Genomic DNA, 22,471 nt, shown 5'->3' with positions numbered 1-22,471 from the left:
CTTATTCCTGTTTCGCCGCCCATGCGTACGAGGCGAGCCTTTCGGTGAGCTCCTCGTGGGTGCCGCGCGCGCTCACGTGGGCGATACCACCGTCGGCACGGGTTATCACAATAACCTCGTCGGCGGCATCAAGGGGCGTGAGCCGGTGCGTCACCAAGATAATAGTACGCGGATCGGCGCTATTCTTACCGGCCCGAAGCAAATCGCGGATAAGCTCATCGGCGGTTTCCGGGTCGAGGTGCTCGCCGGGTTCATCCAAGAGTAGGAATTCCGCATCGGAGGCTAGCGCCCGGGCAAGGAGCAGGCGCCGTCGTTCTCCACCCGAGATCGTGGCGGCATCTTCTCCCAGCAGAGTATGAACCCCGCGCGGGAGCTGGGTGAGCCAGGTGCCCAGGCCCGCGCGTACCAGCAGTTCCACGGCCTCTCTTTCGGTGACCGAGGGGCGCGCCACCCGCAGGTTCTCTAGCACGGTGGTTTCAAAAACGTGGGCGTCTTCCGCCGTGAGGGTGAGGGTGCGGGAGACGGTGCGCCGATCCAGGGTGGAGACTTCGTGTCCGTCCAGGCGGACCGAGCCGGCATGCGGGCGCAGCATTCCCGCCAGGGTATAAAGCAGGGTGGATTTCCCAATCCCCGAATGTCCCACGATGGCAACGGAGGAGCCGCGTTCTACGTGCAGCTCAAAAGGCCCGGCCACGTCCGGCCCACCCGGCCACCCAATAATGAGGTCGGTAGCATGCAAGCCACGCTCGTGCCGCGGTGCCGGGGCTTCCGGTTCCTCACTGCGCTGGGCGCGGTCGAGGAGCTCGAGGATACGCTGGGCAGCCTTGGCGGAACGTACCAGTTGGATGGCTGCCTCTCCCAGGCCTTGAGTGGCTTCGAAAGCGGCGAGCGGGGTGAGGACGCAGACCGCCAGCGCGGTGGCGGAAAGCGTGCCGGCATCCAGGGCCCGGCTCCCGATAAGAATCGCACCCACCACGGCGATACCCATAGCAAGGGTATCCAGGGCGATAGCGAGGGCCTGGGGGCGGGCCGCGGCATCACGGTGCCGGAAGATCCGCTGTTCGGTGGCTTCCTGCACCTCTTCCATGGCGTCCACTCGCCCGGCTACCCGCAGCTCGGCGGCCGAATCAAGCATGGTCAGCGCGGTTGCGGAAATCTCGGTTTCGTCACGCACCTGCGCTTCTTCGGCGATACGCCCCCCGCGCATGGCCAGATAGGGCGCAAGAATCCCGGAAATAAGGAGGCAGCCGGCCAGCAGCAGGCCGATGGGTGGGCATAGAATCCCCACGATGAGGCAGGAGACGAGGCAGACAATACCGGCAACAGCTCCGGGCTGGACCGCTTTAACGACGACGTCACCGACCGAATCGACATCGCGTCCGGTGCGGGCGAGCAAGTCACCGCGGCGCACCGAGGTCACTACGTCGGTAGGGGAATCAGCCAGCGTCGCGTAGACGGCGGTACGCAAATTAGACATTCCGTAGAGGGTGACCCGGTGCGAGAAAATTCGATTGACGTAGCGCAGCAGTGCTTTGGACACCCCGAAGAAACGCACCGAGGTGGTGGCCACGCCGAGGGCGAGGACCGGCGGCATTTGGGAAGCCCGGGTAATAAGCCAGGCGGAGACAGCTGCCAGGGCCACCGAACTGCTCAGTCCGGCAGCACCCGCCGCAACGGAACCCCAGAATCCGCCCTTATCCACGCGCAGGAGGCGCAAGGCACGGAGGAGAGCACGGCGTTCATCTTGAGGGAAAGTACTCACTTGGTCACCTCGGTTGTCTGGGAGTTGGCGGGCGCGGGGACGGAAGGCGCGGGCGCCGATGGAGTGGCGGCGGGTTCCGGGACCGACCGCGCGGTGCCGGAAGATGTGGCAGCTGGCTGCGCCGTCGTCGATACGACATCAATAACCGCATCGGCAAGGTCGAGGAGCGCGGTGCGGTGCGCGATAACGATAACGGTGCGTCCCTGCGCCCGTAGATGCGCAACGGATTCGACGACGCGCCGTTCGCTGCGCGCATCCAGGTGCGCGGAAGGCTCGTCGAGGAGCACGAGGGGGCGCTCGGAAACCAGGGCGCGAGTGAGGGCAAGGCGCTGCCGCTGACCCACGGAGAGGCCCACGCCGCCCTGACCGATAAAGGTATTCCAGCCTTCGGGAAGTTCTGCGATGACTTCGTCAAAACCGGCGAGGGCCGCGGCCCGTTCCAGGGCTGGGCCCGGGGCAACCCCAATATTTTCCGCCACGGTTCCCGGCACGATCACCGGGCGTTGGGAAACCCAGGACACCTGCTTCCACAAGCTTTCTTGGCGGATATTTTCGAGCGGGGTGGTGCTGATATGCACGGTTCCGCTATCGGGGGTAATGAAGCGGAGGAGCACATTCGCCGTCGTCGTTTTTCCGGAACCGGAAGCCCCCCGCAATGCCGTGACGCGCCCGGGAAGAATCTCCGCGTTCAGCTGCGCGGGCGCGATGGTATCGCGGCCCGGCGCAAGAACCGAGAGATCGCGGATCACGATAGGGGAGCTGGCTAGATCAGGGCACTCAACCGTGCCGTCTTCCACCGGGAGGGGCTGCTCAAGTAGGTCAAAGACCTGGGCGGAGGCGGCCACTCCGTTGGAGGAGGCATGGAATTGGGTGCCCACTTCCCGCAGGGGTTTGAACACTTCCGGGGTCAGCATAATAATCGTCAAGCCGGTGAAAAGGGAGACATTTCCGGCCACCATGCGCAGGCCCACCTCGACCGCGACGAGGGCGGTGGATAGCGTGGCGAGGAATTCCAGCACCGCGCCGGAGAGGAAAGCGATGTACAGGGTTTGGAGTGTTTTCTTGGCGTAGTCATCCCCGAGGTGCTTGACGCGGCGGGCCGGCCCTTCTTCGCGCCCGAGTGCTTTGAGGGTGCTCAGACCGCCCAAAAGGTCGAGGAGCTGCTGGCCCAGGCGCTGCATGGAGGCGAGCCGCTCATTGGAGAATGCCTGGGTCATCCGCCCGATAAGGATCATGAAAATAGGGATGAGCGGGATACAGGCCACGATGGCGATAGCACTCACCCAATCAAGGAACAGGATAACAACGAGGGCGAAAGGGGTGACGGTGCAGGTGAGAATGAGCTGGGGGAGGAATTTGACGAAATAGGGTTCCAAGTCATCCAGCCCGGAGGTGACCAGGGTGACCGTGGTGGAGGTGTTCCCTGCGGCGAGCCAGCGATCACCCAGGTCGCCGGCCCGGCGTAGCACCCGGGCGCGCAGATTAGCGATGGTGCGCAGCGCGGCGCGGTGGCCGTAGGACTCGCGAATATAGATAAGAATGCTGCGGGCAGTAAAGGCCGCTGCGACCCCGAATACCGGCCAGCCGATGTCACGGAAGGTGAGATCGCCGTCTGCGACCGGCGCAACGGAGGCGGCAATAAAGAAACATTGCGCTAGCACGAGGGCTGTTTCCAGAAAACCAACACCACCGAGCAAGGCAACGTAGCGACGCGCCGTGGGCGCAAATTTCATAAGTCGAGAATCAACGGGCTTCATTCTTCTCCTTGCACACTGCTGTCATGGTAGCCCGTCCCTGAGTATGACACGGGAGCACCGCGTTTAACCGCGTACCACCACCCCGTAGTGGAGTCACGTCATACTTCAGGGCCCCAGGATCCGAGAGTGCGGATGGGAGGCTGCCGTATGAGGGAGGCCGCGCGCACGGTGCGTGCGCGCGGCCTCCTGATCTCACGTGCTACTTAGCGAATCTCGAACTCGCGGATCTTCTTCGGTTCCAATCCCACGGGTTCCTCGGGAATTTGCCCGGCGTCAATGCGCTTGCGGAACACGGAGTATGCCCACACCGTGTAACCGAGGACGATCGGAACGAAAATAAGTGCCGCGATGGTCATGATGGTTTGCGTTGGCGCGGTGGCCGAGGCTTGCGCGATCGTGAGGGAGTAAGCCTCGTTGATCGACGATTTCATGACATAGGGAACCATCATCGCAAAGATGGTGGACACCGCCGCGGCAATGGCCGCGAAGTGCAGCCCGAAGGCGAGAATCTCCCGGTTAGCCCACGTGGCTGCCACGGTGGCGATAAGGAGCACCGCGCAGATAGCCAGCGGGATAATCGCCAGGACTTGCGAGCTGTACACGAAGTAGGCCCACAGAGCCCAAACCGCGGTAATCGCGGTGGAGATCACGGTGGTGCGCTTCGCCAAGTTAATGGAACGCAGCTGGAGTTCACCGGCCGTCTTAATCGAGAGCCACAGCGCGCCGTGGCTGAAGAAGAGCGAGAGGGTGACCAACCCGCCCAGGACGGTGAAAGGCGTGAGCAGCGAGAAGAACCCGCCGGTCAGGTAATGGTGGTTATCCGCGAGGGCTTCCCACGTCACCGCATCGGGCGCCACGGCCACGAACTCACCGGAGGAGTAGTTGCCCACCTCGATTTTCATCCCGGCCACGAGGTTGGCGAAAGCCACCCCGAAGAGGATCGATACGATCCACGACACGATGCAGTGCAGGGTGTCCCAGGTATTACGCCAGCGCTCGGTGCGGATCATCTTGCGCCATTCGAGGGCGCAGATGCGGATAATAAGGCAGACGAGCACGAGGACGAGGGCGATGTACATGCCCGAGAACATGGTGGCGTACCATTCTGGGAACGCCGCGAAAGTAGCACCACCCGCGGTGAGCAGCCACACTTCGTTGCCGTCCCAGTGGGGGCCGATCGAATTGATCATGGCGCGACGTTCGCGTTCGTTACGCGCAAAGGTTTTGAGGAACATCCCAACGCCGTAGCCGAAGCCCTCCAGGGCCAGGAAACCAATCCACAGGACCGCTACGAGGATGAACCACAGAGTCATCAAAAATGTTTGTTCCATGAGGTCCTCCTAGTAAACGAAATTCGGGGTAGATTTCGCATCGTATTCGACGACCTTCTTGTGGGTATTGATACCCTCGCGCAGGTAGCGGCCCAGAAGCCAGATCCACACCACGCCGAGTGCCGAGTAGAGCACCGTGAAGATGGTCAGGGAGAAGGCGACGCTGCCACCGTTGACGGAATGGGAAACACCCAGGTCCGTCATGAGTAGGACGCCATCAATTTGAGTCGGGTAAACGATCCACGGCTGGCGCCCGATTTCGGTGAGGATCCAGCCCGCGGAATTCGCCACGAATTGCAGCGGGATCATCCACAGCCAGAACTTGCCCCAGCGTTCCGAGCGCATAATGCGATCCCCGCGCAGCACCCACAGTCCGAGGACCGCGATGAGGAGATCCAGCATCCCCACTCCCACCATGACGCGGAAGGAGTAGTAGGAGGCCAGAACGTTCGGAGTGACCTGCTGGTTTTCGAAAGCGGTATCGAACTTCTCCACGAGCTCCGCGTTGACGTTCTCCATCTGGTGGATGCGGTCACGCACGCGCTCATTGGCTTCGCTAATGGATTCCAGGCGCGAATCAGGACCGGACCAGTGGTTGGTCATCATGAAGGATTCCAGGCCGGGAATCGGAACGTAGATCGAGGTAGCATCCTCGCAGCTATTACCCCACATAACAAGGGAAAGCTTGGCGTTTTCTTCGCCCTGGCACACGCCCATCATGGCCGCGGCCTTGGGGGGCTGGATGACGCCGAGGTGCTGACCCATGTAGTGACCGGACAGGGCGGCAATAATCGCGGCGACCAGGGTGACCTTGAGGCCGAGCTTAGCGGTGGGTTTCCAGTATTCGCGCGCTTCGACTTCGTTGCCGGAGAGGCGAATAGAGCGTGCCATCCACCAGAAAGCGAAGCCGGCCACCAGTACGCCGGCCAGCGTAAACGCAGCGCCTAAGGTGTGGAGGAAGGTGAGCACCCAGGTGGTATTGGCGAAGAGACCAAGGAAGCCTGCCATGCCGTCCAGCTCCGCGCGCCCGGTTTCCGGGTTGAAGACCGCGCCGTGCGGATCTTGCATGAAGGAGTTGGCCGCCAAAATCCACGCCGCGGAAATCACGGTACCCATGGAGAAGAGCCAGATGGTCAGGTTGTGCATCTTGGGGGAGAGACGGCCCTTGCCGAAGATCCACAATCCGAGGAACGTGGACTCCAGGAAGAACGCCAGGAGGGCCTCGAAAGCGAGCGGGGCACCGAAGATGTCACCGACGAAACGCGAGTACTCCGACCAGTTCAAACCGAACTGGAATTCCTGCACGATACCGGTGGCAACGCCGAGCGCGAAGTTGATGAGCAGGATCTTGCCGAAGAAATCGGTGATCCGCTGCCACTTCGGATCGCCCGTTTTGCGGGCCTTAGTTTGCATATACGCCACGATGACAGACAGACCAATGGTCAGGGGCACCTGAAGCCAGTGGTAGACGGTTGTAATACCGAACTGCCATCGCGCAAGGGTGATCGGATCCACCTTTTCACCTTTCCGATGTGTAACACGTGTGATCGCGCGTGGATCGCCGCGGTGGTCCCGTAGCAGCGCGATCAAAATTTTTCACCCTCGATCCTACTCATCCGCGCGGCAATAAGAGGTATCGAACACGAGGGACTTTTGTCCGGCCCGGCGCTCATGTGCCATCTGGCACACAGGTTAGCGACACCTCTCAAAAAATAGGGACGAAAGTCCCGGGCGGGTCTGTGTGGTGGTGATTGCAGGCCCCGGCAGGCGCTCGGCGTTGCGGAGATTTCGGGAACCTCCCAGCGCCAGTCCAGTACTCCTCATGTAGAATCGGTATCAGTGTACCGGGCGCTACCGTATCGCCCCGGTGGTTCGAGGCTGTGAAGAACCTGGCCGGCAGATGATGAGCGCCGGATATGCCCTCGAACGTGAATATGCTTGCGCGGCGTCGGCCGCAATGGTGATAGGTCCGCACGGGATACGGGGTGCGCGCCTGTCGGGAAGTGTAGACGAATGGCGAAAGAAGCCACCGCGTCGGAGCACGGCACCGTGAGTGCGGCTGCGGCGAGTCCGTTTTTCATTCCGGTACCTGAAGAAGAGGCGGTGGAAATTCCACGCTTCCGTATTAATACGGATATTCCACTCTTCCAGGAACCCGACGCCGCCAATGCTATCCGGGTCACCTACCTCGTTGATGACGATTCCTCCAGCGGCGCAGATTCCGATTCTGGCGATAGTTCCTCCCGGCGCACCCGGCGGCGCGAACGCGGCGAGCATGATTCTTCCGCTCGCGCGCCGCGAGGTTCCCAGAACGACGACGCCGCCCCTGAAGAAAGCGACCACGCGGAAACGGATGAAACTTCGGTAGCGCCCATCCGGAGGCGCCGTCGTAGCCTTTCGTCCGACGATGAAGTGGCAGCGCCCAAGGGCTCCACTCGCTTGGCTGCCAAGCGGGCTCGGCGCCGCGAGAATCGCGAGGGATCGGCACGCCGGCGCGGCTCCATTACGGAAGTGGAATACCTGGCTCGGCGCGAGTCGGTGAAGCGCGACATGATCGTGCGTGAACGTGACGGTCTCAACCAGATCGCGGTGCTCGAAGATGATGTACTCGTGGAACACTACGTGGCGCGCCATACTCAGATTTCCATGGTCGGCAATGTGTACCTAGGGCGGGTGCAAAATGTGCTGCCCTCGATGGAAGCCGCTTTTGTGGATATCGGTAAGGGGCGCAACGCGGTCCTGTACGCCGGGGAAGTGGATTGGAAGGCTGCCGGGGTTACGGGAAAGAATCGCCGGATTGAGCAGGCGCTCAAGTCCGGGGATACGGTGCTGGTGCAGGTCACCAAGGATCCTATTGGCCATAAGGGTGCGCGGCTCACCAGCCAGGTCACCCTCGCCGGGCGCCACCTGGTCCTTGTTCCCGGCGGGGATATGACCGGCATTTCGCGTAAGCTTCCCGATTCGGAACGTTCGCGCCTCAAGAAGCTTCTTAAAGAAATTGTGCCGGAGGATCATGGCGTTATTGTGCGCACCGCCGCCGAAGGTGCTACCGCGGAGCAACTCAAGAATGACGTGGAGCGCCTGACCAAGAGCTGGAAGGAAATCCAGCGCAAGGCCAAGGTCGCGAAAACTGCGCCGCAGGTCCTCAAGAGCGAACCGGAACTGGCTGTACGAGTGGTGCGCGATATCTTTAACGAAGATTTCGACTCTCTGCGCGTGCAGGGTGATGATGCCTGGGAGACGATCTCCACTTACGTGGAAGAACTATCTCCCGAACTGATGGACCGGGTGAGCCGCTGGGATGATTCGCGCGATATCTTCGAGGCCTACCGCGTGGAAGAACAGCTCGCCAAGGCTTTTGATCGCAAGGTGTGGCTACCCTCGGGGGGTACTCTCGTTATTGACCGTACCGAAGCCATGACGGTGGTGGACGTCAATACCGGGAAATTCACCGGATCGGGCGGCTCGCTCGAAGAAACGGTGACCCGTAATAATCTGGAAGCGGCCGAAGAAATCGTGCGGCAATTGCGGCTGCGCGATATCGGCGGGATCGTGGTTATCGACTTTATCGATATGGTCCTGGAATCCAACCGTGACCTTGTGCTGCGCAGGCTTATCGAGTGTTTGGGGCGGGATCGCACCCGCCACCAGGTAGCGGAAGTAACCTCCCTCGGTCTGGTGCAGATGACCCGTAAGCGCGTGGGGCAGGGACTCGTGGAGGCATTCTCGACCGTCTGTGAAGCCTGCGAAGGGCGCGGCTACATCATTCACGACCACCCGGTAGAGGAAAACGAAGAATCCCACGCGCCCCGCAAGCGTAAGAATCGGCGGGAGGCTTCGGCGCCGCAGCGCGAGGCGGCTGTTCAAATGATGAATTCCATCGCCGCTGCGGGCCATGCCGACTCCCAGCAGAAGGATGGCCAGGATAAAGATAAGCCCCAGGATTCAGAGGCCCCGAAGCTGGAAACGGTTGAGAAGCCCGCGGAAACCCCGAAACCGGCGAAATCTGAAAAACTGGACAAGCCCGCGAAAGTCGCGAAAGCCGCGAAGGGTGATAAGCAGGAGAAGTCGGAAAAGCCGGCTACCCGGCGTCGTCGTAGCTCGCGAACCGCACCGGCGGCCGCAGATACTTCGGGCACCGGAACGAAGGACACGAAGGGTACTACCGCGGGGCAGGAACGCGCCGCGGCCGCAGCCACGGGCACCGTACGCGCCGGAAGTAGCACCGCGGGCACAGGCACCGCGCGGAAGACTGGCATGGTGGTTTCCTCCGGCGTGGTGAGCCCGACGCACACGGCCGTTTCTGCTAGTTCCCACGCAAAGACGGTGTCGCCGTCGTCCGCTATCCATACCGGATCGCGTGAGGCAGCTAACGGAACCAGCGGGGGCACCAAGCGGCGCGCCGTGGTCTCATCGGGTCCCATTTCCACCGGAAACGGGGCGGGGGTTCTGAGTTTCCCGGCCAATTCCCAAGGGTAGTTCGGAGCGGGCACAGCGCTACAACCGGGAGGTACGTGGCGCATCCCATAGCGACACGGCCGGTCTCATGCGCTGTCTCACTTGTAAGAAAGCGGGTCGACACAGTAAAGTAGATGGTCGGTGCTTAGGCACTCAGTCGTTTAAGTGCGCTGTCCAGCGCGAAAAGTAGCCGTAATCAACAGGAGCAAACGTGGTGTACGCGATCGTCAAGGCCGGGGGCCGTCAGGAAAAGGTTTCTGTCGGAACCGTCGTGGTTGTTGACAGGATGGAAGGTGAAGTCGGCGATACCGTCGAACTCGAACCCATCATGCTCGTTGACGGGGATAAGATCACCACGGCTGCCGATGGCATTTCGGCGAAGGTTACCGCGGAAATTGTGCGCGATGAAAAGGGACCGAAGATCTCCATCATCAAGTTCAAGAACAAGACGGGTTACCGGAAGCGCCAGGGGCATCGTCAGCCCCTGACCCGCCTCAAGGTCACCGGCATCCAATAGGATCTGCCGCGTCAGCAGCTAGTTTTGAGATAGTAAGAAGGTAGACAGATGGCACATAAGAAGGGCGCCTCTTCCTCGCGCAACGGGCGCGACTCCAATGCCCAGCGCCTCGGGGTGAAGCGGTACGGCGGTCAGGTAGTATCCGCCGGTGAAATTCTCGTTCGCCAGCGTGGCACGAAGTTCCATCCGGGTAATAACGTCGGGCGCGGCAAGGATGATACCCTGTTCGCTACCGCAGCCGGAACGGTCCAGTTCGGTACCCGTCGCGACCGCAAGGTTGTCGACGTCGTGACCCAGGCTTAAGGCGGAGCGGCCCGAGCGCCGCACGCACCTATGATGAGGGGTGGGGGATTGAACCTCCACCCCGTCATTCGTTAACGCGGGCTCGGTGCGCGAGTACCGGCTACGCAGACGTCCATCTACTCGCGGCGGTTAAGCCGCCGCGGTGACGCGTCAGCACTACAGAAAAAGGGGAGGGCATACGTGGCCTCGTTCGTCGATAAGGTGACCTTGCACTTGCGCGCCGGCAACGGTGGAAATGGATGCGTTTCGGTGCGTCGGGAAAAGTACAAGCCTCTCGGGGGGCCCGACGGCGCCAATGGCGGCCATGGGGGTTCCATCATTTTTGAGGTGGATTCCCAAGAATCTACCCTCATGGACTACCACCACACCCCGCACCGTAGCGCGGAAAACGGCCAGCCCGGAGCCGGTGATAACCAGCGGGGCAAGAACGGCGCGGATCTGGTGCTCAAGGTTCCGGCGGGGACGGTCGTGAAAAACAGCGAGGGCGACGTGCTTGCGGATCTCGTGAGCCCCGGGGATTCTTTCGAGGTAGCACGCGGGGGAGTAGGCGGACTCGGAAATGCGGCCCTCGCTTCTCCGCGCCGCAAGGCACCCGGTTTCGCTCTACTCGGGGAAGCCGGCGAAGAACTCGATGTTGTTCTCGAATTGAAATCGGTGGCTGATGTTGCCCTGGTGGGCTTCCCCTCCGCCGGGAAATCCTCTCTCATCGCGGCTATGTCCGCTGCTCGCCCGAAAATTGCCGATTATCCGTTCACCACTCTTGTTCCGAACCTCGGTGTGGTGACCGCTGGCGAGGAGCGCTACACCATTGCCGATGTTCCCGGCCTCATTCCCGGGGCTTCGGAAGGGCGCGGGCTCGGGCTGGAGTTTTTACGTCATATTGAGCGCTGCGCTGTTATTGCGCACGTCATCGACTGCGCCACGCTAGAGCCGGGGCGGGATCCGCTCACGGACCTGGATACCCTCGAATACGAACTGGCCCGCTACGCGGCCAATATCCCGCCCACCGAAGGCCAGCTTCCTCTCACCGAACGCCCCCGCGTGGTGATTCTCAATAAAATTGATGTCCCGGATGCGCGGGAACTTGCCGAATTTGTGACCCCGGAGTTGCGCGACCGCGGCCTCGATGTTTTTTCTGTCTCCACCGCCAGCCACGAAGGGCTGCGTGAGCTCTCCTTCTACCTGGCCCGGGTGGTGCGCGAAGAAAAGGCGAATCGCGAGGTTGCTGAACCGGTGCGCCCGGTGCTACATCTGACGCGGGAACGCGATGATCGTTTCACTATCGTCAAGCGGCGCGACGGCATGCAGGAGTTCTGGAATGTGCGCGGGCGCCAGCCCGAACGCTGGGTGGGGCAAACGGACTTCGCCAATGATGAGGCGGTCGGGTACCTGGGGGAGCGGCTTCACCGGCTGGGCATCGAGGACGAGCTGGCTCGTTTGGGTGCGGTGCCAGGCGATATGGTGGTCATTGGCCCGCCGCAGACCGGTTTCGTTTTCGATTGGGAACCAACCGTTGCCGCCGTCGCTGAAATTTACGGGCCGCGCGGGCGCGATATCCGGGTGGAAGCCGAGCGCTCGCGCCCCACCCGCCGCGAAAAGCGCGCCGATTTTTACGAGCGCATGGATGCCAAAGAGGAAGCCCGGCAGGAATTGCGTTCCGAACGGGAGGCCGGCATATGGACGGATCCGCAGGCAGGGACCCCGGAAGGGGACTAAACTATCCTGCGGTGTCCCGAACCATCAGATAAGAAAGAGTGACTCGTGTCCGGTACCTCATCCACCTCGCTGACCCGGCGTGACTGCCTTGAGAACTCCCGTCGAATAGTCATTAAAGTGGGATCCTCCTCCTTGACGGGGCCGGACGGTGCCCTGCACCAGGAAACCCTCGATCTTCTTGTCAACACCATTGCGGACGTGCACGCCCGCGGGGTGGATGTGGTGCTGGTATCCTCCGGCGCGGTGGCGGCCGGTATCGGGCCGCTCAAGCTGGGCCGTCCGCGTTCCCTGCGGGAAAAGCAGGCCGCGGCCATGGTGGGCCAGTCCCGCCTCATGGCTGCGTACGAGGAACGCTTTGAAGCGCATGGCATTAGCGTGGGCCAGGTGCTCCTCACCGCCTCTGATGTCACGAACCGGCGCCACTACGCCAATGCGCTTACGGCGATGCGTACGCTTTTGCGTTTGCGGGTGGTTCCGATTGTTAATGAGAACGACGCCGTTGCCACTGACGAATTGCGCTTCGGTGATAATGACCGGCTGGCCGCACTGACCGCCCACCTTGTGGGTGCCGGCACTCTTATTTTGCTCACGGATGTGGATGGCCTGTATACCAAGCCCCCCAGCGAAGCGGGCGCCACCCGCATTGCGGAGGTGACCGGCGAGGAAGACCTCGCCGGACTGCGGATTACCGGGCGGGGTTCGGCGGTCGGAACCGGGGGAATGCGCACCAAGGTGGCGGCGGCCGAATTGGCAACCTCGGGTGGCGTCGGCGTGATTCTCACCCACGTTGATAATGTGCAGCGGGCCGTGGCCGGGGAGAATGTGGGAACCTGGTTCGTGCCGAGCAAACGGCATGTGTCCGCGCGGGGGCGCTGGATGGAATTCGCGGCGCGGGCCCGGGGGCGGGTTACATTGGACGACGGCGCCGTTGCGGCGGTCACGGGCAATCACGCATCTTTGCTCCCGGTGGGAGTCATCGGGGTCTCGGGCCGTTTTGCGGCCGGGGATATCGTGGAACTTTGTGATGGGCACGGAGAAGTTATTGCCCGGGGTCTGAGTGCCTATAGCGTGGAAGAACTGATCGAGCTGGTGGGAAGCACCGGGGCGCGCGGCAAGAAGCCGGTGGTGCACGCCAATGACATCGTGCTCTTGGGCTCCTAACTGGTCACGCCGTTAGCATCACCTGTCCCAGGTGCGGGTGCACCGCCTTTGGCGTGTGCCGGTCGAGCGTGCTTCAATGGCATCCGCACAGGAACGCTGCGGCGTGCACAAATCTGTGTTACGTCTTACTTTACGGACCTGTAACTACGGGAAACGTGCATAATTTTGCACTAGCTGTGCAGGGTGGTATTTTTATTCGCCCAGGTTGTAGCGCTGACACCCGAGAGTTTAGCGAAGTATTGCATCACCTTGATCGAATAGTAATCACGATAAATGAATAGTGATATGCGCAAAAAACCCTCGTGTTTGTCTTGCCTATTGGACAATAAAGATCTAGCGTTATCGCAAGTGCTTATATAGCACCCTCGCAATCGCTCGGAATACCCGAGCCGACGAAGAACGGAGAATTCGATGTCGCAGTTTGTCACGCTCCAGGGCCTCACCTCCAGCATGTGCGCGGACTATCGAATTACCATGGCGCATTGGCGCCGCTGGCATCACCACTTTATGAGCGCGCGCCTTCTTGCGCCTGCCAGTGCCCCCTCTGCCCGTCTTCGTCCCGATAGTGAGTACTAATGACCATCCAATTGACCACCCTGTGCACCACCACGAATGAGGAAGTTTTAAGAGAAACATTTTTAGGAGTCGATCTCTCGGCGCTCGGCGGCGGGGAGAATCTTTGCGGCGACGGCGCAGCTGCGCGCCCAGCCCACGGGGCTTCCATCGCGCACCTGGCCTCCTGCGCGGATGCGGCCTGGAAAGGCGGACTTGATTTCGTCCAGTTTTCCGGGGAATTCGTACTTCCCGGTGCCCGCGTCGCCTCCGCGATGGAAACGGCAAGCCGCCTAGGTCCACGTGCCCGCGGTGATATCGCGGTAGAAGTACCCGCCACGGCCCAGGCTTTACGGGAAGCGGTGGCCAGAACCCAGCAGGACTCCAGCGATACCCCGGCTCTGGTAAGTCTTCCGATCACCCCGGCTACCGACCTCGCGGCCCTGCGCAGCGACGTGGAAAATGCTATTGCGGCCGGGGTACGCCTCATGCCGCACGTGCGCGCTGAAGATGTCCCGAATCTGAATCTGCGGGCAATCTGCGGTATTTCCCCGATGATGCGCCTCTCCGCGCCCGATGCGCACCGCGCCCGCGAAGCCCGTTTCGCTTTGAGGGCGGCGGCAGAAGAATACGATACCGACCTGCAGGTCCTCCTCGACATGACCGTCATTATTTCGGCTACCCGCACCGCTGCTCGCGAACGCCTCTTCCTGGTGCAGGCCCTGGGCGGTCCGGATTTCACCCGCAGCGCTCACGTGGTGGGAACGGTCTACGATGTTGCGGATACCACCGAGTCCTGGCTGGGGATGGGTGCGGCAGATGGCATCATCTACCGGCCTACCTCCATCCGCACCGATTTAGCTTCGCTGGTGCGCGGAGTACTTCCGGTGCTTTTCGGGCGCGCTGAAATTTCCTAATTTTTCTGGGGAGTAATGAGGGGCGAACTGGTTGATTCCAGTTCGCCCCTCGGTGCTTGGCGGAAAGTCGGTAGCTTATTCAGCCTGTTGTGCGGATTCCTCAGCTTCGTGAGCGGCGAGACGGGCGCGAATCTCGTCCATATCCAGCTCCTTGACCTGGCCGATCAGATCCTCGAGCGGACCGGCCGGCAGCGCCCCGGCCTGCTCAAAGACGCGGATACCATCGCGGAAAGCCATAATGGTCGGAATCGCCTGAATCTGGAAATGCGCCGCGAGCTCCGGGCTATCCTCGGTGCTTACCTTCCCGAAGGTGATATCGGGGTGCTTTTCGGAAGCCTTTTCGTAAATCGGGCTGAATGCACGGCAGGGTCCGCACCAGCTCGCCCAGAAGTCCAGCAGCACGATGCCTTCGTGTACGGTCTCGTTGAAGTTCTCAGTGGTGACAGTAACGGTTGCCATGGTTCTCCTCAAATTTGTTGGAAATCTCGCTACCTGCAACGCGGGGGCGGGCGGCGCTATTCCCATGAGATTGCCCGAATATATATGAGTGCTCCTCATTCCCGCTCGCTGTTCCTCTTCGGTGTTCCTATTCGGTAACGGGGGCCTTTCTGGCCTAAAGTAGAGACTATGACCGCAACGTTAACCGAGGGCGTGGCCGAGGTAGCCCGCCGCGCGCGCCAGGCTGCGCGTTCTTTGCGCGGGGCGCAGACCACGTCGAAAAATGATGCTCTTTGCCGTATCGCCGCAATTTTGCGTAGGGAAACCGCTCGTATCGTGGCGGCAAATGCGCAGGATGTGGCCCGGGAACAGGGTCGGCTTTCCCCGGGAATGATTGATCGCCTCCTCCTCACCGAAGAACGCATCGAGGGCATTGCCCAGGCGGTAGAACACGTGGTGGGCTTGGCTGACCCGGTTGGCGAAGTGATCCGCGGTTCGCGCTCGGCTCACGGCATGCGTTTGCGCCAGGTGCGGGTTCCCATGGGCGTGATTGGCATGATTTATGAGGCCCGCCCCAATGTAACGGTCGATGCTGCCACCCTGGCCCTCAAAGCGGGTTCCGCGGTGATACTGCGCGGGGGGAGTGCTGCTATACGCACCAACGAGGTGCTGGTCGAGCTCATGCGGCAAGCGGTAGCGGAGGCCGGCTTCCCGGCCGACTGCGTGCAGACCATTGATGCTTTCGGGCGCGAAGGCACCGTAGAACTCATGAAATTGCGCGGCCTGGTAGATCTTATTATTCCGCGCGGAGGCGCAGGTCTGATCCAGACGGTCGTGCGCGAATCCTTAGTTCCCGCCATCGAAACCGGGGTGGGCAATAATCACGTGTACGTGGATGCCAGCGCCGATGTGGAGCGGGCTAGCGCCGTCGTCGTTAATTCCAAAACGCATCGGACAAGCGTGTGCAATGCGGCCGAAACGCTTCTTGTCCACGCGGATATCGCACCGGACTTCATGCCTCGGATTTTGCGTGAACTTCATGAGCGCGGTGTGATCTTGCATTGCGATGCCGCGGCCCAGCGTTTCGCCGGGGATGTTCCCACCCAGCTCGCCACGCAAGAAGATTGGGAAACTGAATATTTGGCCCCGGAGATGGCCGTGGCGGTTGTTCCCGATATCGAGGCGGCGCTCGCGCATATTGCCCGCTATTCAAGCGGTCATACCGAAGCTATCGTGGCCGAAAATCAGCGTGCCATTAATCGTTTCATCGATGAGGTGGATTGCGCCGCCATTATGGTGAATGCTTCGACGCGTTTCACGGACGGTGGCGAATTTGGGCTCGGCGCGGAAATTGGTATCTCCACTCAAAAACTGCATGCGCGCGGACCTATGGGACTGGAAGAAATGACCACGACGACGTGGATTGCAGAGGGCGAGGGGCATGTCCGATAAATCCGATAAAGACGAACCGGTGCAAATTCCTTTCGACGAACGCAAGCACCGGCGTCGGCGGATCGGGGTGATGGGTGGAACTTTCGATCCGATTCACCACGGACACCTGGTGGCCGCCTCGGAAGTGCAGCATCGTTTCGGGCTGGACGAGGTGGTTTTCGTGCCCACCGGCCGCCCCGCTTTCAAACAGGGCCAGCACGTAAGCCCGGCCGAACATCGCTACCTCATGGCTGTTATTGCCACCGCGTCGAATACCCGCTTTACGGTATCGCGGGTGGATATTGAGCGGCGCGGCCTGACGTACACCGTGGATACCCTGCGGGATTTGCGTGAGGTCTACCCGGATGCGGATCTGTACTTCATTACCGGAGCAGATGTTATTCCGGAGATTTTGCGCTGGAAGAACGCCGAGGAACTGTGGGGGATGGCCCGCTTTATCGGCGTCACGCGCCCCGGGCACACGATTGATGTTTCCGCGCTGCCCAAACACGCCGTGGAAATTGTGGAGGTTCCTGCCATGGCGATCTCCTCGACGGATGTGCGCGAACGGGTGCAAGCTCACGCACCCATTTGGTATTTGGTGCCCGAAGGCGTGGTGCAGCACATTAGAAAATACAAACTTTATGCCCAGCGCGAGGCACCGGGTAAGCTTGATCAAGGACGGTCGTACCGAGAGGAGAAGAAATGAGCGAGGGCGGGCGGCGCCTCACACGCAGCGAGATGCGCGAGCGCGGACTCTTGAAACCTCTCGAAGAAGGCGAGGCTTCGCCGGTGGAAGAATTGCGGCGCACCCGGGATATTCCGGTGGTGCGAGCAACGCGGCGGCGGGCTATTCTTGCCGAGCGTGCCGAAGCAGCTGAGGAGGTAGAAGCCACCGCGCAGCCCGCGGTAGCGACGCCCGATCCCGGTGCGGTGTTGGATGCCGGTACGGTTTCGGTTCCCGATCCGGTGCCTTCCCCGGCCCCGACGGGTGAGCGTATCTCAGTTTTCGACCGTTTCGAAGCCGATACTCAAGCACGTATCGGTGAAGATGACCACTCGCTCGTGCCCCCGCTTACGGCCTCCGCACCAGCGGCCGCGCCCGAACCTGCTCTGGAAGCCGAGGCCGCGCCCGAGTTTTCCGAAGGTGGTAGCTTGCGGGAGCGTTTGCTGGCCCGCACCCAAAACGATGCTTTGCGTGCCTCCGGTGCGCAGGGTGATGCAGCGCCAGAAGTAGAAGAGGCCGGGAACGACGCCGCAGCGGCGTTGTCGCCCGCTTCCGTTTCCGCGGCGCAGCCGGACCTGCATGCCACGGACCCGCTTACCCCGGATCCGCTCGCGCACGAGTATGTGGACGAGGATGAACTCGAAGATGAGTCCTCGCCGCGCCGTTGGACGGTGACTATGCTTCTCCTCATTGCGGTGAGCGTCGTGCTCGGCCTGGTCATTGGCTTCTTCTTCTTGCAGCATGGCGCGCAGGCCGCGTCCTTTGAATATGTAACCCCCGGTATTATCCCCGACATCAAGGAGATCTTGTGACAGCTTCGGATCGTGCGATAGAGCTCGCCCGTATTGGAGCCGCGGCAGCGGCGGAGGTGAAAGCGACATCGATTGAAGCTCTCGATGTTGGTGAGCGTTTCGCCATTTCCGATGTTTTCCTCATCATTTCCGGTGATTCGGAACCGAAAGTGCGCGCCATCGTGGATCGCGTGGAGGAAAAACTCGATGAGGCCGGCGGGCAGCGTTTGCGCCGCGAGGGACTCACTTTCGACCCGCGGTGGGTGCTCCTCGATTACGGGGAACTCATTGTGCATATCCAACGCGATGAGGACCGCGCTGATTACGCCCTCGCGCGTTTGTGGGCTGATTGCCCGCACGTGGATCTTCAGCTCGATGATGAGGCGGTTATCGCCGGGGATCCGGCGCCTGTAACGCCGGAGGTTGCCTCGGAATCACGGGACCCCGAGACGGCCGGTTCCGCTGAGGCGCATGCATGACGGCAGATCGCATCCTGCTCTGGCGCCACGGCCAAACTGATTACAACCTGGCTTGGCGCATCCAGGGCTCCACAGATATTCCCCTCAATGCGGTCGGGCTCGGTCAGGCTCGCTACGTGGCCCCCCACATCGCTGCTGCCGGCCCGGCGCATTTTGTGGCATCCCCGCTGCAACGGGCCTATGCCACCGCACTTGAGGCTGCCCGTCTAGTTGATCGTGAAGTGGCAACTGATGCGCGGTTACAAGAACGCTGTTTCGGGCAGTTCGAAGGCTTGACCCGCACTGAGATCGCGGAGCGCTATCCGCGTGAATTTGCACAGTGGCGCGCGGGGGAGGAGCCCGTGGGCGTCGGGGTAGAAACGAAGGAACATGTTGGCGCGCGCGTGGCCGCGGCCATTACCGAGGCCAGCGAAGGTATGGATGGGGGCCTGCTGGTTGTGACCGCGCACGGCGCGGCGATTACCTGCGGGCTCGGGGTGCTTCTCGGCTGCGGGGCTGATTGGCAGGGCCTGGGCGGCCTGGATAACTGCCACTGGGCTATGTTGCAGCGGCGTAAGAACGGGAATGTGCAGTGGCGCCTCACCGGCTTCAACCGTTTCCTCGCGGACGAGCACGATCCGGTGAAGAACTTTGAGGTGGAAGGGCCGGAAGGCTAGGCTCCCACCAGGAAGAATGCGATGCTCGACACAAAGTCGAGTTCTGATTTGCCAAGCGTTTCTTCTCCGACTAAAGTTCTATAAGTCGCTTGGGGCTATGGCGCAGTTGGTAGCGCGCTTCCATGGCATGGAAGAGGTCAGGGGTTCGAATCCCCTTAGCTCCACCAAATACACTGCTGGTGTTGATATATTTGGCAATCATGCAATAAAACCCCGGTCAATTCCTAATTTTCAGTTTTAGGTGTATCGGCCACGTTTTATGTCCATATATTTTTTAGACAGGGATTCTGGGAACTTTTGGGCCAGGGAGTCTGCCTGAGTTGATGGACGGGCCCCTAAGTGTCCATAGGCCTTGGAACAATAGAACCTCCACCGTGGCCGAAAGCAACACTGTGGTACCGAGTGAGAAGCTCTAGCATATGTGGCCCACAACGTCTCTCATCTGTACGCAGAGACACTACTTCTCGTATCCTAAGAAAAATCAAGGTAGACGTAACCCCGGCGATTCAGCCGAAGCTGGTGATCGTTCCGGGGTCTTCGCCACCAGTTTACCGTGGGAGGAAAGGATGTCAACGTTAGCAGGTACGTGGGATCGGGCCGTTATGTTGCATTTGCTCTCCGAGGAACGTATGGGCACCTATCTGATAGCCACTAACGGTAATGTAGATGATGCTTTTGGCCTCTATGAACGCAACATTCGCATTGCCTCTGCCCTACAAAGGGTGACTGCGATGGTGGAAGTCGTGGTACGTAACGCTATGGATGCCCTCATTGCAATACGCTTTCCCGAACGGACACAAAGATATCTGGACACGACAGAAACAGGTCTCAGCAATGCTGGGCAATATGACGTTTATCCGTAACCGCGCGGCGCACCTCGAGCCGGTTTTTCGGCGTAACGTCGCTAAAGACATCACGGAAGCTAGACATCTTATGCACTGGGTGAACCCAGAAGCACTGCTGTGGTTTGATGACACGCTGAATATTGATGATGTAATAAGCCGCTAGAGTCACATCAATCTGCCATCGTGGAACCTACACGTCAAAAAGAGCTGACACAATTATTGAGGAAGTTACTGACTCGGGTTCCAGAGCGAGAGGAAAGCGACACCTAGATGCCACGAGTACGCCATCGGTTGGGAGTGCTGAGCTCCGGTGGGAACATCACCTTTGCGCAACGCGAATTCACTCGCCCTACGAACGTGCTATTCGACGTCGACGGCACTCTTACCGATGCCAGTTCGCGGGTGCTCCCGGAAAATATCCGGGCACTCCAGCAACTCCACGCTGCCGGCATTCCCATTACCCTGGCCACCGGGCGAATCATTGCCGGGGCTGCCGATATCCTCGCGGAGGCGGGCGTTCCCGGATGGGTGGTGGCCGAAGGCGGTTCCATCGTCTGGGACGGGCACACGGTAGTGCGCCGTCATCCGCTCGGCGCTGCGACCTATGCGCGTGCGGTCCGATTCGCGGAGGAACACCGGCTCGGGATGGTTGTTAATGGCGAAGAAGGCGTCGTCGTGCAAAGCTTTGGGGCGCCCTTGTTTGAGGACGTTATTTGCAACGCTTCCGCGGGGCGGGAACCGCTCCGCGGCGACGTCGCCGCCCTTGCGGCCGATACCATAACGAAGCTCTCATTCTCCGGAACTGAAACCCAGCTGGACCGGCTGCAAGAACTCTGGCAGGCAGCTTTTCCCGGGGCGGTGCGCGGGCATGCTCATTTTGTTGATGTGGTTGCTCCGGGCGTGACCAAGTGGGAAGGAATAGAGCTGGCGCTGCGGGCGCGCGGCCTCGAAGCGGAACATACGCTGGGGGTGGGGGATTCCGCCAATGATATTCCCTGGATGCGGGAGATCGCGCTGAGCTACGCAATGCCGCAGGCCAGTGCCGAGACTCAGGCTGCCGCCCGGTGGATCCTCCCGGCGGGTCCGGCTCCTGTTGCCGATCTGGTTGCTGCGGTGCTGCGGTGATATTTGCCGAGTGTCACTATTTTGCGCTCACGCGAAGTATTGGAAAGTAGCTCACATATCCACTATGTTATGGGGTATGAGTCACAATATTAAAGGAAGTGCGCTACCGCATGTGGTCATCGTCGGAGGTGGCTTTGCCGGTATCCAAGCGGCACGTGGCCTTCGCCAGGCACCCGTGCGGGTAACGCTCATTGATAAAAATCCGTACACCACGTTCAAGCCGCTGCTTTTCCAAGTGGCTGCGGGCGCGCTCAACGCGGGGGATATTACCTACAACCTGCGTGCACTACGGAGCAAGCAAAAGAATCTGCGTTTTGTGCTCGGGGAACTCCAGCACGTGGATACCGGCAATAAGCTCATCGAGCTCGATGATGAGCGCACGATGTCTTATGACTATCTCGTCCTCGCCACCGGCGTGAGCGCAGCATACTTTGGTATTCAGGGAGCCGCGGAACACACCTTGCCGATGTACACGCGCGATGAAGCGCTTGCAGTCCGCGACCGGCTCTACGGGCTGCTGGACGGCATGGATGCGGTTGACAATCCCGGGCCTTTCCGGGTGGTTGTGTGCGGTGCGGGCCCCACCGGAGTGGAAACCGCCGGCGCTATTGCCGAACTACGCAATTTTGATTTTGAGACGTTGTACCCCGGCATTGATACCGAGCAGTGTGAGATCATCCTCGTGGATATGGCCCCCACGGTTCTCGGGCCTTTCGATGAGAAGAGCCGCAACGCCGCCCACCGCGCTCTTGAAGATCGCGGCGTCAAGGTGCTTCTCAACCAGGCCGTTTCCGCGGTGGAAGAGAATCGCATCCTGGTGAAGAACACCAAGACGGAAGAGGAACAGTGGATTGATGCTTCGCTGATCGTCTGGTCTTCCGGTGTGGGTGTTCCGCCCGAAGTCAAGGAATGGAACGTGCCGCAAGGGGCGCGGGGGCGTATCCAGGTGAACGAACACTTCCAGGTGGAAGGGGTCGACGGCGTTTTCGCTGCCGGCGACGTAGCTGTGAGCGGCGAACGCGGCCTACCGCAGCTGGCCCAGCCGGCTATCCAGGGCGGGCGGCATATCGCCAAGGTTATCTCCAATAACCTGGCGGGCAAGGAGACTGAGCCGTTCGACTACTTCGACAAGGGCACCATGGCCACCGTGGGCGTTGGTTTCGCGGTTACCGAAATTCCGCATCTGCCGGCTATTACCGGAAAGTTTTCCTGGCTTATGTGGAATGCCGTGCATATTCAGCAGCTCCAATCCGGGCGGGAAATGTTCGCGACTTTCACCAACCTTGTCTCGAAGTACTTCCTCTTCCCCAAGCGCCACGATGTCATCGTGGGCGATTTCCACCGCTTCTCGCGTCGGGCACGCCAGGGAATCGTGAGCGCCTCCCCGAAGCTGGATGCTCAAGAGCTCGAGAAAGCTGAAGCGTAGCGTGCCGGTGGCACCGCCAATAATGGTGGTGCCCACGCTGAACCGGAATGCGGCGGGCCCAGGGGTGGTTACCTCAAGA

19 protein-coding genes and 1 tRNA gene are annotated in these 22,471 nt (G+C 60.8%); 15 read left to right on the top strand and 5 right to left on the bottom strand.

Annotated features, from left to right (window positions below):
- Position 1 precedes the first annotated feature (1 nt).
- From cydC to QP828_RS01705, 4 genes are all read right to left on the bottom strand, one after another.
- Positions 2-1,762, bottom strand: coding sequence for a thiol reductant ABC exporter subunit CydC (gene cydC, locus QP828_RS01720; protein WP_016442907.1), 1,761 nt, complete (start codon positions 1,760-1,762; stop codon positions 2-4).
- Positions 1,759-3,519 carry a thiol reductant ABC exporter subunit CydD gene (cydD, locus tag QP828_RS01715; protein ID WP_016442906.1) on the bottom strand — a complete coding sequence of 587 codons (1,761 nt, stop codon included), beginning with the start codon at positions 3,517-3,519 and terminating at the stop codon, positions 1,759-1,761. Before cydD ends, cydC begins: the two co-directional genes overlap by 4 nt.
- 203 nt (positions 3,520-3,722) lie before the next feature.
- Entirely contained in the window at positions 3,723-4,850 is a 1,128-nt protein-coding gene (gene cydB / locus QP828_RS01710; protein WP_016442905.1) for a cytochrome d ubiquinol oxidase subunit II, read from the bottom strand.
- Positions 4,851-4,859: 9 nt separating this feature from the next.
- Positions 4,860-6,365, bottom strand: a complete 1,506-nt coding sequence (locus QP828_RS01705) for a cytochrome ubiquinol oxidase subunit I (protein WP_039899041.1) — start codon at positions 6,363-6,365, stop codon at positions 4,860-4,862.
- Between the two features lie 498 nt (positions 6,366-6,863).
- On the opposite strand from QP828_RS01705, the gene QP828_RS01700 reads away from it, so the two are divergent.
- The 6 genes from QP828_RS01700 to QP828_RS01675 all read left to right on the top strand — a co-directional run bounded on the left by QP828_RS01700 (position 6,864) and on the right by QP828_RS01675 (position 14,474).
- A complete protein-coding gene (locus tag QP828_RS01700; protein ID WP_016442903.1) occupies positions 6,864-9,329 on the top strand; it encodes an Rne/Rng family ribonuclease in 2,466 nt (821 codons plus the stop codon).
- 190 nt (positions 9,330-9,519) lie between these two features.
- Positions 9,520-9,825: a 50S ribosomal protein L21 gene (rplU, locus tag QP828_RS01695; protein WP_016442902.1), complete on the top strand. Its 306-nt coding sequence runs from the start codon at positions 9,520-9,522 to the stop codon at positions 9,823-9,825.
- Positions 9,826-9,873: 48 nt separating this feature from the next.
- Positions 9,874-10,128, top strand: a complete 255-nt coding sequence (gene rpmA, locus QP828_RS01690) for a 50S ribosomal protein L27 (RefSeq protein WP_016442901.1) — start codon at positions 9,874-9,876, stop codon at positions 10,126-10,128.
- 180 nt (positions 10,129-10,308) lie between these two features.
- Positions 10,309-11,844 (top strand): GTPase ObgE, encoded by a 1,536-nt coding sequence (obgE, locus tag QP828_RS01685; RefSeq protein WP_016442900.1) that lies wholly within the window; start codon positions 10,309-10,311, stop codon positions 11,842-11,844.
- A 45-nt stretch (positions 11,845-11,889) separates the two neighbouring features.
- Positions 11,890-13,005, top strand: coding sequence for a glutamate 5-kinase (proB, locus tag QP828_RS01680; RefSeq protein WP_016442899.1), 1,116 nt, complete (start codon positions 11,890-11,892; stop codon positions 13,003-13,005).
- A gap of 575 nt (positions 13,006-13,580) precedes the next feature.
- Positions 13,581-14,474, top strand: a complete 894-nt coding sequence (locus QP828_RS01675; protein ID WP_016442897.1) for a hypothetical protein — start codon at positions 13,581-13,583, stop codon at positions 14,472-14,474.
- 75 nt (positions 14,475-14,549) lie between these two features.
- Here the strand turns inward: QP828_RS01675 and trxA are convergent, their stop codons facing one another.
- Positions 14,550-14,933, bottom strand: a complete 384-nt coding sequence (gene trxA / locus QP828_RS01670; protein ID WP_016442896.1) for a thioredoxin — start codon at positions 14,931-14,933, stop codon at positions 14,550-14,552.
- 168 nt (positions 14,934-15,101) lie between these two features.
- Between trxA and QP828_RS01665 the strand changes: the two genes are divergently transcribed.
- The 9 genes from QP828_RS01665 to QP828_RS01625 all read left to right on the top strand — a co-directional run bounded on the left by QP828_RS01665 (position 15,102) and on the right by QP828_RS01625 (position 22,392).
- Entirely contained in the window at positions 15,102-16,364 is a 1,263-nt protein-coding gene (locus QP828_RS01665) for a glutamate-5-semialdehyde dehydrogenase (RefSeq protein WP_016442895.1), read from the top strand.
- The gene (gene nadD / locus QP828_RS01660) at positions 16,354-17,052 is read left to right on the top strand and encodes a nicotinate-nucleotide adenylyltransferase (protein ID WP_016442894.1); all 699 of its coding nucleotides are present in this window, start codon (positions 16,354-16,356) and stop codon (positions 17,050-17,052) included. The genes QP828_RS01665 and nadD overlap by 11 nt, the downstream gene beginning before the upstream one ends.
- Positions 17,049-17,882, top strand: a complete 834-nt coding sequence (locus QP828_RS01655; protein ID WP_016442893.1) for a hypothetical protein — start codon at positions 17,049-17,051, stop codon at positions 17,880-17,882. The genes nadD and QP828_RS01655 overlap by 4 nt, the downstream gene beginning before the upstream one ends.
- A complete protein-coding gene (gene rsfS, locus QP828_RS01650; protein ID WP_016442892.1) occupies positions 17,879-18,340 on the top strand; it encodes a ribosome silencing factor in 462 nt (153 codons plus the stop codon). Before QP828_RS01655 ends, rsfS begins: the two co-directional genes overlap by 4 nt.
- Entirely contained in the window at positions 18,337-18,996 is a 660-nt protein-coding gene (locus QP828_RS01645) for a histidine phosphatase family protein (protein WP_016442891.1), read from the top strand. The genes rsfS and QP828_RS01645 overlap by 4 nt, the downstream gene beginning before the upstream one ends.
- A gap of 91 nt (positions 18,997-19,087) precedes the next feature.
- Positions 19,088-19,163 (top strand) — tRNA-Ala (locus tag QP828_RS01640).
- Positions 19,164-19,562: 399 nt separating this feature from the next.
- Positions 19,563-19,859 carry a hypothetical protein gene (locus QP828_RS01635; RefSeq protein WP_016442890.1) on the top strand — a complete coding sequence of 99 codons (297 nt, stop codon included), beginning with the start codon at positions 19,563-19,565 and terminating at the stop codon, positions 19,857-19,859.
- Positions 19,860-20,111: 252 nt separating this feature from the next.
- Complete coding sequence (locus QP828_RS01630) at positions 20,112-20,966, top strand: HAD family hydrolase (RefSeq protein WP_016442888.1); 855 nt, start codon at positions 20,112-20,114, stop codon at positions 20,964-20,966.
- Between the two features lie 76 nt (positions 20,967-21,042).
- The gene (locus QP828_RS01625) at positions 21,043-22,392 is read left to right on the top strand and encodes an NAD(P)/FAD-dependent oxidoreductase (protein ID WP_039898878.1); all 1,350 of its coding nucleotides are present in this window, start codon (positions 21,043-21,045) and stop codon (positions 22,390-22,392) included.
- Positions 22,393-22,471 lie beyond the last annotated feature (79 nt).

It is taken from the genome of Actinotignum sanguinis, assembly GCF_030230305.1.
In the GTDB taxonomy this organism is placed as follows: Bacteria; Actinomycetota; Actinomycetes; order Actinomycetales; family Actinomycetaceae; genus Actinotignum; species Actinotignum sanguinis.
Note: the sequence above shows the minus strand (reverse complement) of the source record. Positions and strands in the feature narration are given on the sequence as shown.

Bases quoted from the DNA above. Each gene is read 5' to 3' on its own strand.
- cydD (WP_016442906.1), bottom strand. From the start codon at position 3,519: ATGAAGCCCGTTGATTCTCGACTTATGAAATTTGCGCCCACGGCGCGT.
- cydB (WP_016442905.1), bottom strand. From the start codon at position 4,850: ATGGAACAAACATTTTTGATGACTCTGTGGTTCATCCTCGTAGCGGTC.
- QP828_RS01700 (WP_016442903.1), top strand. From the start codon at position 6,864: ATGGCGAAAGAAGCCACCGCGTCGGAGCACGGCACCGTGAGTGCGGCT.
- rpmA (WP_016442901.1), top strand. From the start codon at position 9,874: ATGGCACATAAGAAGGGCGCCTCTTCCTCGCGCAACGGGCGCGACTCC.
- QP828_RS01675 (WP_016442897.1), top strand. From the start codon at position 13,581: ATGACCATCCAATTGACCACCCTGTGCACCACCACGAATGAGGAAGTT.
- trxA (WP_016442896.1), bottom strand. From the start codon at position 14,933: ATGGCAACCGTTACTGTCACCACTGAGAACTTCAACGAGACCGTACAC.
- QP828_RS01665 (WP_016442895.1), top strand. From the start codon at position 15,102: ATGACCGCAACGTTAACCGAGGGCGTGGCCGAGGTAGCCCGCCGCGCG.
- nadD (WP_016442894.1), top strand. From the start codon at position 16,354: ATGTCCGATAAATCCGATAAAGACGAACCGGTGCAAATTCCTTTCGAC.
- QP828_RS01655 (WP_016442893.1), top strand. From the start codon at position 17,049: ATGAGCGAGGGCGGGCGGCGCCTCACACGCAGCGAGATGCGCGAGCGC.
- QP828_RS01645 (WP_016442891.1), top strand. From the start codon at position 18,337: ATGACGGCAGATCGCATCCTGCTCTGGCGCCACGGCCAAACTGATTAC.
- QP828_RS01635 (WP_016442890.1), top strand. From the start codon at position 19,563: ATGTCAACGTTAGCAGGTACGTGGGATCGGGCCGTTATGTTGCATTTG.
- QP828_RS01630 (WP_016442888.1), top strand. From the start codon at position 20,112: ATGCCACGAGTACGCCATCGGTTGGGAGTGCTGAGCTCCGGTGGGAAC.
- QP828_RS01625 (WP_039898878.1), top strand. From the start codon at position 21,043: ATGAGTCACAATATTAAAGGAAGTGCGCTACCGCATGTGGTCATCGTC.